General features: G+C 39.0%; 13 protein-coding genes. 4 read left to right on the top strand and 9 right to left on the bottom strand.

Features of this window, described 5'->3' with window-relative positions; all coding sequences use genetic code 11:
- Positions 1-172: 172 nt before the first annotated feature.
- The 3 genes from ABJG98_RS04645 to ABJG98_RS04635 form a co-directional block, all read right to left on the bottom strand.
- The gene (locus ABJG98_RS04645) at positions 173-3,151 is read right to left on the bottom strand and encodes a choice-of-anchor D domain-containing protein (protein WP_348278312.1); all 2,979 of its coding nucleotides are present in this window, start codon (positions 3,149-3,151) and stop codon (positions 173-175) included.
- 126 nt (positions 3,152-3,277) lie between these two features.
- Positions 3,278-3,694, bottom strand: coding sequence for a hypothetical protein (locus tag ABJG98_RS04640; protein WP_348278311.1), 417 nt, complete (start codon positions 3,692-3,694; stop codon positions 3,278-3,280).
- A complete protein-coding gene (locus ABJG98_RS04635) occupies positions 3,684-5,483 on the bottom strand; it encodes a hypothetical protein (RefSeq protein WP_348278310.1) in 1,800 nt (599 codons plus the stop codon). The genes ABJG98_RS04640 and ABJG98_RS04635 overlap by 11 nt, the downstream gene beginning before the upstream one ends.
- Before the next feature lie 125 nt (positions 5,484-5,608).
- Between ABJG98_RS04635 and ABJG98_RS04630 the strand changes: the two genes are divergently transcribed.
- The gene (locus ABJG98_RS04630) at positions 5,609-6,184 is read left to right on the top strand and encodes a TlpA disulfide reductase family protein (RefSeq protein WP_348278309.1); all 576 of its coding nucleotides are present in this window, start codon (positions 5,609-5,611) and stop codon (positions 6,182-6,184) included.
- Here ABJG98_RS04630 and ABJG98_RS04625 read toward each other — a convergent pair.
- Together ABJG98_RS04625 and ABJG98_RS04620 are read right to left on the bottom strand one after the other, a co-directional pair.
- Positions 6,158-7,177: an arginase family protein gene (locus tag ABJG98_RS04625; RefSeq protein ID WP_348278308.1), complete on the bottom strand. Its 1,020-nt coding sequence runs from the start codon at positions 7,175-7,177 to the stop codon at positions 6,158-6,160. The genes ABJG98_RS04630 and ABJG98_RS04625 overlap by 27 nt on opposite strands.
- Positions 7,178-7,179: 2 nt before the next feature.
- A complete protein-coding gene (locus tag ABJG98_RS04620; RefSeq protein ID WP_348278307.1) occupies positions 7,180-7,668 on the bottom strand; it encodes a histidine phosphatase family protein in 489 nt (162 codons plus the stop codon).
- Between the two features lie 162 nt (positions 7,669-7,830).
- On the opposite strand from ABJG98_RS04620, the gene topA reads away from it, so the two are divergent.
- From topA to ABJG98_RS04605, 3 genes are read left to right on the top strand one after another with little or no spacing between them, the layout of a single operon-like run.
- Complete coding sequence (gene topA / locus ABJG98_RS04615) at positions 7,831-10,167, top strand: type I DNA topoisomerase (protein ID WP_348278306.1); 2,337 nt, start codon at positions 7,831-7,833, stop codon at positions 10,165-10,167.
- A gap of 48 nt (positions 10,168-10,215) precedes the next feature.
- On the top strand, positions 10,216-10,692 hold the full coding sequence (locus ABJG98_RS04610) for a sigma-70 family RNA polymerase sigma factor (RefSeq protein ID WP_348278305.1): 477 nt from the start codon (positions 10,216-10,218) through the stop codon (positions 10,690-10,692).
- Positions 10,685-11,281 (top strand): hypothetical protein, encoded by a 597-nt coding sequence (locus ABJG98_RS04605; RefSeq protein WP_348278304.1) that lies wholly within the window; start codon positions 10,685-10,687, stop codon positions 11,279-11,281. The genes ABJG98_RS04610 and ABJG98_RS04605 overlap by 8 nt, the downstream gene beginning before the upstream one ends.
- A 52-nt stretch (positions 11,282-11,333) precedes the next feature.
- Here the strand turns inward: ABJG98_RS04605 and dnaN are convergent, their stop codons facing one another.
- The 4 genes from dnaN to gldF all read right to left on the bottom strand — a co-directional run bounded on the left by dnaN (position 11,334) and on the right by gldF (position 15,952).
- Positions 11,334-12,458, bottom strand: a complete 1,125-nt coding sequence (gene dnaN, locus ABJG98_RS04600) for a DNA polymerase III subunit beta (RefSeq protein WP_348278303.1) — start codon at positions 12,456-12,458, stop codon at positions 11,334-11,336.
- A 205-nt stretch (positions 12,459-12,663) separates the two neighbouring features.
- Positions 12,664-13,551 carry a DUF4340 domain-containing protein gene (locus ABJG98_RS04595; RefSeq protein ID WP_348278302.1) on the bottom strand — a complete coding sequence of 296 codons (888 nt, stop codon included), beginning with the start codon at positions 13,549-13,551 and terminating at the stop codon, positions 12,664-12,666.
- Positions 13,548-15,227, bottom strand: coding sequence for a gliding motility-associated ABC transporter substrate-binding protein GldG (gene gldG, locus ABJG98_RS04590; protein ID WP_348278301.1), 1,680 nt, complete (start codon positions 15,225-15,227; stop codon positions 13,548-13,550). Before gldG ends, ABJG98_RS04595 begins: the two co-directional genes overlap by 4 nt.
- On the bottom strand, positions 15,224-15,952 hold the full coding sequence (gldF, locus tag ABJG98_RS04585) for a gliding motility-associated ABC transporter permease subunit GldF (protein WP_348278300.1): 729 nt from the start codon (positions 15,950-15,952) through the stop codon (positions 15,224-15,226). The genes gldG and gldF overlap by 4 nt, the downstream gene beginning before the upstream one ends.
- Between the last annotated feature and the right edge of the window lie 29 nt (positions 15,953-15,981).

The raw sequence follows: 15,981 nt of genomic DNA, 5'->3' as shown, positions 1-15,981 counted from the left end.
CCTAACTAAGGTTTGTAGGAAAAATACCAAAATGTATGAGTATTTATGGACTTTTTCGTTCAAATGATCATATACTGTGTTGTATTGACCAATCTAGAAAATTTAGGACTTCACTTTTCGATAACCTCTACTTATAATAATGCTAAAAATGGTTAGAAGGCGACTTTTTATTTCATCTAACAATAAGTCTTTTCGTAATTAATCGATCTCCTTGTAGAAAGGTGGCAATGTAGATTCCAGCTTTTAGCTTGAAGTTTTGCATCATTCGTTGATCCAAATTAGTAGTACCAGGAATAGTTTTCTTCAACAATATTTTACCATCCAGGTTTAGAACTGTCATTTCAAATGATGTATGATCGTCTCCAGAAATGATGCGAAAGTTCATTTCATCACTTTGTGTTGGGTTTGGGTAAATAGTAACTTCCATACCATCAAAGTAATAGTCATTGTACACCTGAATAATTGGATGAATCTCTTCAGCACCATCAAAATCAACTTGTTTCAATCTATAATAATTGTTTCCTAATGCCGGGCTTTGATGAATGAAATTGTAACTCAATAATTCATTTGACGATCCATTCCCATCGACCATATCAATCGTTGAGAATTCAATTCCATCTAAAGAATGCTGCACTTCGAAATAGTCGTTGTTGATCTCAACAGCAGTTGTCCATTCAAGTTCTACTTGATTATTCAGTGCATATCCTGCAAATGTTAAAAGCTCTACAGGGAGTGGTGTTACATCTCCAAAAATCATGAAGTTGTCAAAAGCTACTCCTGTTCCTGTTACTCCTCCATCACTCTCAAAGAGAACTCTAAACTGTACGGTAGAATTATTTTCCAGGACAATAGGCAAATCTATTTCGGCTGATTCCCAATTGGAATTATCACCGGACCAACCATCAGTATTATTTGCAAAAGCATCTACATCGGTATCATTATACCAATTGATTCCTTCTGCGGTAGAACCCAGGTCATACCATGTTGTCCCTCCATCATCACTGTATTCTACCTGAAATCCATCCCAATCTGCCTCAGTATCATATCTGACATCCATGAATAGCGTTAATGAAGTTTCTCCCGTTAAATCCAAGGTGCCACTTTCAATCGTTAAAACAGCATTATTGTTATATCCTCCGGTTGGGGTAGTATGCCAATAACTTCCATCTGCTCCAGTACTTAATATTCCAGTACCTCTAGACCAATCGCCGTTGGTATTGGAAGTGACCGTCCAGCCTTCGTTTCCACTATCAAAATCCTGAAAAATTATCGCGTTATCGCCCGTGCCAGTGATGTTAAAAGTGAATGGGTCTTCATCGGGATCATCACTCGCAATTGATACTGTCGCACTTCTTGATCCCGATGCTGATGGATCAAATTCAATGGCGAATGTCGTGGAAGCAAAGCCAACTAAACTTGCTGCAGGCTGGCTGGTTACCGTGTAATCAGAAGCCGCCGACCCACTAATTGTCACTGGAGTTCCTCCGGTAAAGGTTAGCGTTGCACCTCCAATATTTGTAATAGTATATGTTTTAGTGCGAGTGCCTGATGTAATGTCTACACTTCTGAAATCTGTATTCGCTAGTGGGTTTGTACTTGTTTCGCCATCGACAATTTCTACGCTGTTAGATTCTACATAGATATCAGGGATTCCTGTATAAATCATGAAGTTGTCAAAAGCAGCACCTGTACCTGTAACAGATCCGTCACTTTCGAATAGTACCCTAAACTGCGCATTAGAGATGTTTTCTATAGCGGCTGGTAATCCTATTTGTGCTGCAAACCAGGCCGTATTATCACCAGACCACCCATCTTCACCATTCGCAAATGCGTCCACGTCGGTATCATTGTACCAACCTACACCTTCACCCACAGCACCTAAATCAAACCAGCTTGTTCCTCCATCGTCACTGTATTCTACTTTAAATCCATCCCACTCGTCTTCCGTATCGAAGCGAATATCCATGTACAAAGACAGGTCAGATTCACCGGTAAGATCAATAGTAGGACTCTCGATAGTAAGCACAGCATCATTATTATATGAATTATTTGGAGTGGTGTGCCAATATGAACCATCAGCTCCAGTACTCAAGGTGCCTGTTCCACGAGACCAGTTTCCATTGGTGTTGGAAGTAACAGTCCAGCCGTGATCGGAAGAATTAAAATTATGAACTACAACCGCATTAACTCCTGTTCCCTGAATATCAAATGTATATGGATCTTCATCTGCATCATCACTGTCTATGGAGACTGTGGCGCTCCTTAGCCCGGTTGCTGAAGGATCCATTTCAATTGTGAAGGTGGTGGATTCAACTGCATCTAATGTTGTAGACCCTGGCTGGTTGGTAACGGAAAAATCTGCTGCATGTGTTCCACTTAGCGTTACAGATGTTCCTCCATTCAAAGTGAGCGTACCACCACCAACATTCGTAATGGTATAGGTCTTAGTACGAGTTCCCGAAGTAATATCTACACTTCCAAAATCAGTAAAATCATTGAAAGATGGACTTGAATCACCATCGCTTATTTCATTACTATTTCCATCTACTTGAATATCAAATCCTGAGCTAATTGATATATCATCAAAAGCTACTCCTTCATCTGTAACAGACCCATCGCTTTCAAATCTAATGCGAATCATCACGTTTGCATTATTTTCCAAGGTGGCTGGCAGACCAATTTGAGAGGTCTCCCAGGCAATATTATCACCAGACCAACCATCTGCTCCATTTGCTATTGCATCTACATCAGTATCATTATACCAGTTTACACCATCACCCACTGCTCCAAGGTCAGTCCAAACTCCTCCTCCATTCGCGCTATACTCTACCTGAAATCCGTCCCACGCGGCTTCAGTATTGTGACGTATCCGTATAGAAAATAGTAAGTCGGTTTCTCCTGTTAGATCTATCACAGGACTCTCAATGACTAAAACTGCGTCATTGTTGTAATTAGATGGAGAGGTGTACCAGTACGCATCATTAGATCCGGAGCTAAAGATATCCGTCCCGCGCAACCAGTCTCCATTTGTATTAGAAGTAGCAGACCAGCCCTGATCTGAATTGTTAAAGTCATAGGAAACTACAGTTGTTTGTGACACTGAAAGGAATGCAGTACACCAAAAGATTGTAAGTAATCGAAAACGTAGCATTTTGATGATAGTTGGTCTTATATATAGATAGCAAATTTTAATTAACTGTTTTAAATAATTAAGAAAATTTCGATGATCTACATGAAAATGCCCAAGAACCGGGCAAAAACCGATACGTAGCATTTTTTACTCTACACTGTAACTGACACTTTGACCGTCCGCAGTTAAAGTCAACTGTTTGGATGTGAGCTGATTAACGATCCAAATGGTACCATCAGCAAAAATCAGAGAATCAGAAAATAATTGTCTATCCATCGCTTTTGAAGCATTCGCTCTTCCAATAAGGTTTGTGGTAGATGGGGAGCATCCAGATATCATTGATACATCAAGTGAATCAACTGAAGTGCTCACGATCAAGTCAAAGACAAGTTTGATAGAATCTACACAGTTAGTGGTATTTGTGACCTGGTGCCATGTTTTGGTTCCACTTTGTCCACTAAGTAACCTTTCTACCTGATAGTCATAAATACCTTCTGGTAGCTGCTCTTCTGCACATGAAATGATTACAAAAAATAATGTTATTGCAACTAGCTTACCTCGCATTTCCAGTTCTATCAATCACCACATATCCAAGCTCATCAGAATCAAGCGGTAGTTGCTCTTCTGGGTACAGAAGAATGGTTAACTCTTGCGTCAAATCATCAAATTTGAAGTCTACAGGTCTTTTATTGATTGAGACAACGGTCCCCCAATTCAAACGGCCATCTGGTGTGTAGCTAACAACTACAAAATTATTCTCCTGAACAGAGGCGTTGTATACGTAAAAACTCTCTGAACCTGCAATGGTTGGGATTGAATCGCTTTGGTAGTTTACTATATCGGTGCCTGGTAGATCAAACTCAAGTTTCCATTTAGCTATTCTATCTGGTCCAAAAGATGCCACAAAACCTTTCTTAGCATTTAGGTCTGCACCATATGCTACAATTTCATCAGGTGTTTTCACCGGCACATTCATGGTCATGAAACCACCCTCCGGTGCATCCTGCATAAAAAGTGGATATAATATTTCTTCGTTTTCTGAGTCTACGCCCCAACGATTCCTTTGAGACCAAAACTCAACTGAGTTTCCTAGCCATTTTACGTGTCGGCGCGACCAATCTTGCATCTCTAAGACATACTTCGATGCTGTGACGTACTTCTGAAAGAAACTCTCAATGTAATCTGTGTACTTCTTTTTGGACACTTCCAGGTCATCTGTGGAAATAGATTCAACCAGTACATTCATTTCCTTGGCATCAGCGTAGGCAGCTTCAAAAATTGCAAGCTGCGAACCTATTAGCGAAGAATCCATTAATGCAGGATTTAATTGGAGGTCTACTTGCTTGATGATTCTCGCTTCATACATTTCAACCTTGAGCAGTTTTTCAACAGTAGATCCTGGATCATACTTTTCAAATTGCTCTCTTAAATTATCTGGAAAATCTCCGATTTCAGCATTTTGACTACTCTTTACTTTTGTTTTTTTAGCACGTAGTTCTTCTGAATAATTCCTTACCATAGTCTTAAAAAGGGCAACACCACCCAAAATCTCTGACTTTGCGGCCCTTGCCCACTCTCCAAAATTCCAGATCTCTATTGTGCCAGATCGGATATTAGCAGAACTTGTCCCGTCTACTCCGTATTGAGCAATATTCTTTAGCATTGGTTCTTGACTGTATTTTTCTGAGCTGAGCTTGATAGCCAATTCTTTCACACTGTTAACATTTTCCACGCTTTTATTTCCATTTTCTTCGATACTTGAAAGTGTAGCCTGAACTTCTTGATCGGCGCCAATGAGCATATTATTATAAACTGCAAACTTTGATACCAAACCATTATAGGCTTCAATCGCTGCGGCTTGATTTTCTTCAACTCTAACCACTCTACGATGCATCTCTTTAACATCAGCTATTCTTGTTTCAATAGCTTCTACCTTCTTCTCAATATCTAGATGAACGTCAGAGACTTTAATTCCAAATTCGCCAGTTCTTAAGTCCCTTCTAAAGAAGGCTTGATAATATTCATCTTTCTTTTTGAGTTCCTTTTCGGTTATCAAAGTCTTGGCTTTTTCCAGGAAGAATATAGTTGAATCACCAACTTGGTACACTTTCGAAGAATCATCAACCACATCAAAACTTAAAAAGCGACTTTCCAGCCACAATCCCATCTGAAGGTTTGCATTTGGCTCTTCTTGATTTTTTACATCCGAAAGAAATTGAATAAGCTTAGGTCCCCCCTCTTCGTAATTCTTTGCAGCTAAAACCGGATACAAATCTTTGTATTTGATTTTTTGAGCTTGGACGCTGATTAACAATAAGGTGAATAGAACGGTAGCTGTTGATTTGATCTTCATCGCATGGTGATGTTTATGTAAGCGCTAATTTATAAAAATACTAAGTGAGATTATAAAAATATGATGATGACACTCATTGAATCATTTCTACAATTTGGGTGTATTATTAACAATTACCCCTAACGATGAAGAAAAAACTTAAAAAAGAACTCATAGAATGGATTGTGTTAATTACTGTAATTGGCGTGATTTATTTTGGCGGCTGGCATACTGAGGTGATCGGAAGAGTTCAGCAGGTAGTGCTAGCTACAGGTATAATCAAACCGGGATTAGTAGATGAGGAACGTAAAGCTTCCTATGACTTTGCGATTCAGGATTTTGATGGCACCAGCATTCAATTTTCCGAATTTGAGGGAGAAGTTGTATTTCTCAATTTTTGGGCTACATGGTGTCCTCCATGTATAGCGGAAATGCCAGACATTCATGAATTATATCAGAATCAAAAAAGAAATGTAAAGTTTGTGATGATATCTCTCGACCGTGATGAGACAAAAGCGAGACAATTTATAAAAAGAAAGGAATTTGAATTCCCAGTTTATTTTCTACGCTCCAGCCTACCAAATACATACGATACTCATGCTATTCCAACGACCTATGTATTGAATCAAGAAGGAATAATTAAAGTTGAAAATCATGGGATGGCAAAGTACAATACAGATTCATTCAATAGTCTGCTAAATGAGCTTACGAAAAGTCAATAAATTGTTCGAAACGCCGGTGAGCGTTGCAATTCGATAGATTATTCTAGCAGCCACATTGGCATCCCATTCATCATTTCCAACCTCACAAACATCAAAGCCAACAATTTTCCTGCCTGACCTAACCACTTGTTCCAATAGGTAGGTAGCTTCATTAAACTGCAAACCACCAGCCACTGGAGTTCCTGTATTTGGACATAGCGAAGGCTCCAATCCATCCATATCAAAACTGATGTAGACATTTTGCGGAAGTGTTTCAATGATTTGAGCAACTTGTTCACTCCAATTAAGTTCTCCTATTTTTTCACGATAAATGGATTCATCATAAAAAACATGAATTGGCTTTTCAGATTTCTCAACAAAATGTTCCTCTTCTTCACAAAAATCTCGAATCCCTACTTGTGTCAATGATTTTATTCCATTCTCCTTTAACGCATTGAACATGATGCTTGCATGTGAAAATTCAAATCTTTCATAGGCTTTTCTTAAATCCATATGAGCATCAATCTGAAGGATACCAAATTCCATTTTATGGCTCAGCGCTTTCATTAGTCCAAGTGGGGAGGAATGATCGCCACCAATTATTCCGACCAATTTATCGAGCTTCAATAGTGATGCAGATAATTCCTTGATCTTCAAATGTGTAGTATTGCAAAACTCATTGATGAACTCAATCTGTTCGTGCTCAGGCTCTTTCCCTGCTTCAAGTGCTTTTATCACATTTTTAGCTCTCCCTCTGTGGATTTCGTTTTGACTGGCCTTTACGATTCGATCATACATGACCATCTTCAAATCCCATGGTTTATTTATGCTTAGCAGCGATAAATCCAATTGAGATGACTCTTCAAGTACAACATTTGGAGCTTTGGAAGTACCCTGTCCATATGATACGGTAACATCCAAATGAACTGGCAAAAGAACAAGACTTGCTTCTTCTAAATTATAAGGTAAACCGAAAATGCTACCTTTCTTTCCGACATCACTGGGATTGTACATTTTTAATGACTGGGATGGTAATAGTCTACGAAAATACCTGTCCCTTGTGATATTTCAGACCATTTAAGCTTTTCTATTTTGATAGTCACCACTCCAGATGGCTCCATATTTCCAATAATTGAAGCTGAAAGATACTCGCCAAAAAAAGTGATGGTTGGGTTATGACCAATGATAGCGACGGATTTAATTTCATCTGAAACTTCATTAAGAACTTCTAGTAGTTCGCGTACAGAAGCATTATAAATGATATCCTTATAGTCAATTAGTCCTTCATTCATTCCAAGCTCTTCCACAAGATTCACAGCTGTTTCTTTTGTCCGGGCAGAGGTACTGCATAAAATAATATCTGGGTTAAAATTTTGATTGATCAGATGTCTGCCAAGAGCGCGCACCATACTTTGACCTTCTAATGTCAAGGTGCGATCTATATCTCGCTTGCCATTAGGTCCTTCTGCATAGGAATGACGGATCAGGTAGATTTTTCTACTCATCGATTCGGTTGGTTTGGTCTAAATATAAACCATCAAAAACAGCTGGAACAAATTCAGTTTAATAAGTTTTTTCAATTTTGTGTTGAACAGGATTTAAATAGTCGTGTTATGTTTACGCGCTGAATGAGTTCCGCTCATCACTTTTCATCTTAAAAATTTACCATGGGAAAAAATCTCGTCATCGTAGAGTCGCCTGCTAAGGCAAAAACAATTGAAGGATATTTGGGGAAAGATTATGAGGTAAAATCATCTTATGGGCACGTGCGTGACCTTCCTAAGGATGATTCTGCCATTGACATAAAAAATGGATTCGCTCCGACGTACGAAATTTCCAAGGACAAGAAAGATGTAGTAAAGGAGCTTAAAAAACTCGCAAAGGAGGCAGAAACTATATTCCTTGCATCGGATGATGACCGTGAGGGAGAAGCAATTTCTTGGCATTTATCCGAAGCACTTGATCTGGACAATACAAAAACACGAAGAATTGTTTTTAGAGAAATTACCAAAAATGCTATACAGAATGCCATCCAAAATCCCAGAGGAATAGATATAGATTTGGTGAATGCGCAGCAGGCGAGAAGGATCCTTGATCGACTGGTTGGGTTTGAGTTGTCTCCCATTCTATGGAAAAAAATAAAGGGTGGTCTTTCAGCAGGTCGTGTACAGTCCGTGGCAGTGCGACTGGTTGTAGAGCGAGAACGAGAAATAGCTAAGTTTAATCCTGAATCGTCATTTCGTATTACTGCAGAATTCAATTTGGAAGGTGGTAAAATCCTTAAAGCTGAATTGCCAAAGAAATTCAAGACGGAGGAAGACGCGCTGAGCTTTCTTCAGAAGTGCAACGGAGCAGATTTTGCCATCGAAAATCTAGAAACAAAGCCAGCTAAAAAATCACCTGCACCACCATTTACCACTTCAACCCTGCAGCAAGAAGCGAGTAGAAAGTTGGGCTATTCGGTAGCTAGAACTATGTCTGTGGCTCAAAAACTTTATGAAGCTGGAAAAATCTCTTATATGAGAACTGACTCCCTGAATTTATCTGATGAGGCCTTAAATGGAGCAGCTTCAGCTATTAAATCAAATTACGGTGAAGAATACTCAAATAGACGTGTATTCAAAACCAAGAATGCAGGAGCACAGGAAGCTCACGAAGCAATCAGACCAACAAATTTTAGTATCCAATCGGCTGGAAAAGATGATGCGGAGAATAGGCTATACGATTTAATTTGGAAACGAGCTATTGCCTCGCAAATGTCCGATGCACAACTTGAGAAAACCACAGCAACTATTGGAATATCTACCACGGACGAAAAGCTAGTAGCCAAAGGTGAAGTAGTCAAGTTTGAAGGATTTCTTAAGGTTTATATAGAATCTACCGACGAAGATGGTGCTGAAGAAGAAAATACCAATATGCTACCACCGGTTAATGTTGGTCAAGTACTGGATCTAAAAGAAATACTTTCAAAACAAGGATTTACGCGTCACCCACCAAGATATACTGAAGCTAGTTTGGTGAAGAAACTAGAAGAAATGGGCATAGGACGTCCATCAACATATGCGCCAACTATTTCAACGGTACAAAAGAGAAATTATGTGGAAAAAGACGCACGGGAAGGACACGAGCGAATCTCAATCGAGTGCCGATTAAAAGATGGTGATATAAAGCGGGAGGAAGTAACTGAGATAACCGGAGCTGAAAAGAATAAACTCTTCCCAACGAATACAGCTATGGTGGTGAATGACTTCCTTGTAGATCATTTTCCAGATGTGATTGACTATCACTTTACGGCGGATGTTGAGCAACAATTTGATGATATAGCTCAAGGTAAAACTGAATGGCATAAAATGATTGACAAGTTCTATGGCGGATTCCATTCTACCGTAGAAAAGTCTGCGGATCTCGACCGAGCAGCCGTCAATCAAGTCAGAGAGATTGGTGTAGATCCAGCATCCGGGGAAAAAATCTATGCTCGTCATGGAAAATATGGTGCCTACGTTCAAAAAGGCGAACTCGTTGAAGGTGAAGAAAAGCCACAATATGCTAGCTTGAAACATGGCCAGTTTATGGATACTGTTAATTTAGAAGAAGCTTTGGAGCTTTTTAAGTTGCCTCGAGAAGTAGGTATGTTTGAAGATAAGCCAATGGTAGCTGCTGTCGGTCGATTTGGCCCCTACATCAGACATGATGGCAAGTTTGTATCCATTAAGAAAGAACAAGATCCTCTTACGATTACTGAAGATGAGGCAGTACGACTTATCCTTGATAAACGAGAGGCAGATGCTAACAAATACATCAAGACTTTTGATGAAGATGAAACTGTTGCTGTACTTAATGGTCGTTGGGGACCATACATCAAGTTTGGCAAGAAGAATGTTAAAATTCCAAAAGATGTCGTGCCTGAAGAATTAACATTCGAACAATGTAAGGAATTGGCTGAGAAAGCACCTGAGAAAAAAGGGAGGGGCGGAAAAAAAGCACCTGCAAAGAAAAAAAAGTAGCTCGATGAAATAAATCGATTGTTTTAGCCACTAACATCCAAAGTAAACGTGTCAGAAGATTTCTTCAAATCGTACGTAGAAGAAAACATGCCTTTAATCATGCATATATGCAGGGCATATTCGCGTGATGAAGAATCGCTGAAGGATTTAGTCCAGGAAGTTACTTTGCAGCTTTGGAGGTCTCACAAGTCCTTTAAGGGTAATTCACAACTTTCTACCTGGGTCTATCGTGTTACGCTGAACGTTTGCCTTTCACATTCTAAAAGAATGAAACGGAAAGTGGAGACCATTCCATTAGAATGGAAAGAGGATTCCGCGATTGAGGAAGATGTAGATAAGGAACAAATTGAAAAATTGTACACAGGCATCAAAAAGCTCAAAGAATCTGATAGAGCAATTATTCTGCTTTATCTGGAAGACAAGAGTTATAAGGAGATGAGTGAGATATTGGGTATCACAGTAAGCAATGTCGGCGTGAAAGTGAATCGTCTTAAAGACAAGTTAAAAGAAATAATCAATGGCTGAAGAAATAGACATCAAATCAGTCTGGAATAGAAGCAAGGCAAAGGAAGATCCATCTTCCCTTCAAATAGATAAGTTGGAGCGAAAAGGCACTAGAACGACACTCTATTGGATCAAGATTATTCTATGGATTGAGTTTAGTCTAACAATTCTTTCTATGCCCTTTCTAATTATTTATGTAACCAGTAGAGGGGATTCAGTAGGATTAATTGCGTTTTATGTTTTCATATCCATCATTTATCTTTTTTATTATCAATTCTTAATTCGTGAAATACGAAGATTTAACTACGATGGAAACGTTTTACAAAGTCTGAAAAAGCTATATGGCTATTTGCGATTTTATGTTCTTCACTATTACGTAGTTTTTTGGATTTCCTTAGTTGTTGGATTCATCTATGGAATGCTAGATCCAGCGAATGAAGAAGCCCTTTCTACCATTAATTCTCGCGAGAAATGGATTGCTGTCATTGCTATATGGGCTGCGCTTCTTGCTATTATTGGGAGTTTTTTTCATCTACTCATTTACCTAATTTATGGGCGCAAACTAAAGCGAATCAGAAAAATGGTAAAGGATCTCGAAAGTAATCAATAAAAAAAGTGACACCTTTCGATATCACTTTTCAAAATCTTCTAAGCTGTAATTCTTAAACCTGATTATTGAGCATTACAGGCATTACTAGCATCAGGATATCTTCTTCTTCTTCCTTATCATGCGGAGTGATAATACCAGCTTTATTTGGCGCACTAAGCTTCAGGGTGATATCATCAGAATCAATATTGCTGAGCATTTCGACTAAGAACTTAGCGTTGAATCCAATTTCCAGATCTTCTCCATCGTGCTCGCATGATAGACGTTCGTTGGCCTCATTAGAGAAATCAAGATCTTCTGCTGAGATCATAAGCTCGCTACCAGTTATTTTCAACCTTACCTGATGAGTAGTCTTATTTGCATATATCGCAATACGCTTCAATGAGCTTAGTAACTCATCCTTCTTTACAACCACATTGTTGTTATTATCAAGCGGTATTACGTTTTCATAATCTGGGAATCGCTCATCGATCAGCCGGCAAATCATTTTCACCTGATTGAAATTGAAAAATGCGTTTGACGCATTGAACTCCACGTTTACATTAGTCAGTTCTGACGGTAATGTTGTTTTTAGTAGTGTAAGTGCTTTCCGAGGGATGATCATGCTGTGTCCCATGTCAGCAACCACATCTACTCTTCGGTAGCGAATTAATCGGTGACTATCTGTAGCTACAAATGTTGTATTAGTTTCGTCTAGTTTCACAAATACACCCGTCATAGCTGGTCTGAGCTCATCGTTGGACGTGGCAAATATGGTATTGTTGATTGCCTTGCCTAATACTTCTGAAGATATGTTTACTGAATATCCGTCTGAAACAGTAGGTATCTTAGGGAAGTCCGTGGCATTCTCTCCAGCTAGCTTATATCGACCATTGTCTGAGTTGATTTCGATACTATATGTGTTGCTATCGATCGAGAAAGTCACTGGTTGTTCTGGTAGATTTCTTAATGTCTCCAGTAAAATTTTTGCTGGAATAGCAATGCTTCCATCTTCCTTTGCTTCTACTTGAAGCTCGGTGATCATACTAGTTTGAAGATCAGATGCAGTAACTGTTAGGTTACCATCACTTATTTCAAACAAAAAATTCTCCAAAATTGGTACCACCGGATTTGTAGTAATTACTCCGTTGATAGCAGATAATTGCTTTAATAGGTAAGATGATGAGACTATGAATTTCATATAGTTGTAAAGCTTAGTGAGTTAAGGCAACTGCCTATTTTTTCGGGTCGCTAATTTAATCACAAAATGTGAGATTTTTAGTCGGATTATGAATCAGAAATGCTGCCTAGAGAGGATCATATGGACGTTTAATCTAATCGTATCCTTATTTGCCCTTCTAACCTCATTCAAAGCGGCAATTAATCCTTGATTAACTGATTGTTTTTTACTGATTCTCTGGATTTGTAAGTATCTGATTGATCCTTCTCGCATCAATCACCATTTGCTGACCATCCTGATCTTTAACCAAATGATACGATTGATTTAGCTTGTTGGGGAAGATCTCCAATTGAATAGGGTGGTCATATTTTATATCATCAATAAATACCGTCGCAAAAGGCTCAGCACTTGCTATACTGTCCATTTCTTCAAATCTTCCTAACGATATCATCTCATTGGCTTGAAACTGCTGAAACTGATTTAAGTAATTGACTACAGCCGAGCTATCTGTAGGCTGCTCGCCATTCACTAGGAAAAATTTATCTACAAATGAAATTCGAAAGCCACTACCTGCTTCATTCTCTACTTTTACATTTTGTATGGTTCTCCAGCTACCATCAATGATGGTCCGATCTCTCCACTGATCTGGATGTAAAGTGAATATGTCTACCACATTATCGCGATATCCAGGTACTGCCACTTCTTTGGCTCCTGCCTCTGTTACAAAATAGGATCTGGTCTTGTTTGGATCAGTGGCAAACTGAAATCGATACCGGGAGTTGAAATTAAATTCAACTTCTACACTTCCTATAGCTTCTCTATCCCAATTCTCAATGGTGTTCCCAACTTCCACTCGCTCCAAAACGGAGATTAAGGTATTCACAAAGCCTTGGTCTGCCAGGAATTGATCATTTACAAGCCAGCCCTCACCGGTCAGTGAAATTTGTACTGTATCTCCTCCATACATGAACTTAAATGCACTCGTTCCTTCTAAGTCTTCACTATCAAAATATTTTTCCGAAGTTTGGGTATCATCACTGTTTGAAAAAAACAGCCACAAGTTGGCCCCCAGGAGCAGCGCGATCGCAACAATGTATTTTGTTGATTTACTCATTGCTTAGCAAATTTTCTTTTTCTCAAATGCCATTTCAATCCACCTATCAGTAAAATTAAAAGCACAGGAACAGTCAGATTGATCGCTTGCCATTTGGTTCGTTCCTGTTGCACCTTTACCCGATCCAAAGGTCGAATCTTTACTTCTCTTGATCGCGTCTCAATGAGTCCGGAATCATCCACCATATAATCAAGGATATTTAGTATAAACTCTTCATTAGCATAGGTCGTTTTTGTAAACGGTTCTACTCCCAAACCAAGCGGCTCTCCCGTTTCAGGGTCTAAATCATTTCGAATGATGTCACCATCACCAATCACAATCACTTTGCCCGGCTCACCTTTATCTCGAAATTTTGATTTATCAAACCCTCGCGGAACTAACCGGTTTGCGTAAAGCGAAATAAAAGATCCTTCTAACAAATAGCCTATTGTTTTGGGTCCATCTGTAAATCTTTCAGGTCTGAGTTTATCTCTTAAATCATTGAAAGCTACTCTAACTGGTGGGCCTAGTAGCTTAGTGTATTGACTGGTGTTCATCAATGGGATTTTATTGATTCCCACTGCTTTCACGGTATCGATTTCAGACACAAATCTCCCTAAAATAGCATCCAGATTTCGAACAGAAGGGTGTTTGCTGAAATTCGTAATTATTGGGAAAAATGGCCAAGGAATCATTTGAATCTGTGGTTGGCTGCCCACATTGCCAGCTACAACAGGAAACTGTCCACTATTTACATCTAATATGTAATTCTGATTTATTCGAACTCCGTATCGGAAGAGTTGGTCATTCAGATTGGTTTCATAGGGTATAGCTATCGTCCCCTCGCCAGATGCGCTATCCATATTAACGCTCAATGCATCAATAAAGTAAATGAGGTTGCCTCCTCGCATTAAGTATTGATCTATCAAGTACTTTTCCTCTTCCGAAAATGGCTGAGTAGGCTTGCCAACAATGATTGCATCGTATCCGCTTATTTCTTGTCTATTTGCTAATGATACGTTGTACAGTTCAAATTTAGACAGAACTGTACTTCGAAAACCTGCTATTTCCAATGAGTCTGGTGATCCGTGTCCTGTGATGTATGCAATTCTCTTGGTTGTGCCGTCCACTAATTGAGCTATTGCTGCTGCCAGCTCATATTCTAACCCTTCGATGCTCTGATTTAGAACTACATCTACACCTGCGGCACTATTACCATTGATCAGATTCACACTGATTTCATTCATGCCTTTTGAGACAATCGCACCTGGAAAAAGGAGTTTTTCCATTTTATCACCATCTGCATTCTTATAGTTTAGATTAGAAGGTTCTATCCCCTTGTCAATCAATGATTGGTAGAATTGATTGCGTGCCTGAACGTTGGCTGCTTGTGCAGGATCTGTGAATTTGTACTGCACTTTGTTTCCACTTTCAATAGCAAACTGCTCCAGCATCTCTCCTATTGAAGTCTGAAAACGCTCAAAGTTGGATGGCAATTCACCTGCCAGATAAACTTCAAAGTATACTTGCTCATTAAGGGATTTCAAGAGATTTTTAGTCGCACGTGAAATGGTATATCGCTTTTCTTCTGTAAGGTCGAATTGAACCCGATATCGATCTGCAAATTGATTAACCAACCAAACAGAAAGTAGTACAGCCAGGCTTTGAAGAAATATTATTTTTCTACGCTCACTCATCCTTTCTGCACATTTAATATGATTCTGGTTAAGTATAAGAAGAGCACAATCATTGACAAAAAATAAAAGACATCACTCATGTCAATTAAGCCTTTACTTAAGGTTTCATAATGTGAGAGGATACCAATTTGTTCAATGATGTAAGAGGTTTCAGACCAAATATTGATCGCTGCTATTGAATCAAAACCTGCATAGAACGTAAAACATAGAAAAGCAGCCAGTATAAATGATACTATTTGATTACCTGTTAGTGCTGATGATAAGGTACCAATGGATGTGAAAATTCCGCCTAGCAATATCAATCCAATGTAGGATCCAATAATGCCCGCTGTGTCAATGTTTCCTACAGGATTTCCTAGATATGAAAGTGTGAAGTAATAGATCAGTGTTGGAAGAATCGAAAATATAACGAGCAGGAATCCAGCTAGGAACTTACCAGCAACTATCTCAATATCTCTAAATGGAAGTGTATAGAGCAATTCAATGGTACCTCCTCTTTTCTCCTCCGCAAAGGCTTTCATTGTGATTGCTGGAATTAAAAACATGAAGACGTATGGTGCCAGAGAAAAAAGTGTCTCCATACTGGCATATCCGTAATCAAGCACGTTGGTATCAGGAAATACCCACATCAGAAGTCCTATTCCGATCAAGAATATACCAATCACCACATAGGCAATCAGTGAATCGAGAAACTCGTTGATTTCTTTTTTTAGAATGGTAATCATAAGATTGTTCTAATAATAAAAGACACCCC

This window comes from Ekhidna sp. (assembly GCF_039960695.1).
Taxonomy (GTDB): Bacteria; Bacteroidota; Bacteroidia; order Cytophagales; family Cyclobacteriaceae; genus Ekhidna.
The sequence above is the reverse complement of the archived record's forward strand: the minus strand, read 5'-3'. Positions and strand labels throughout refer to the sequence as shown.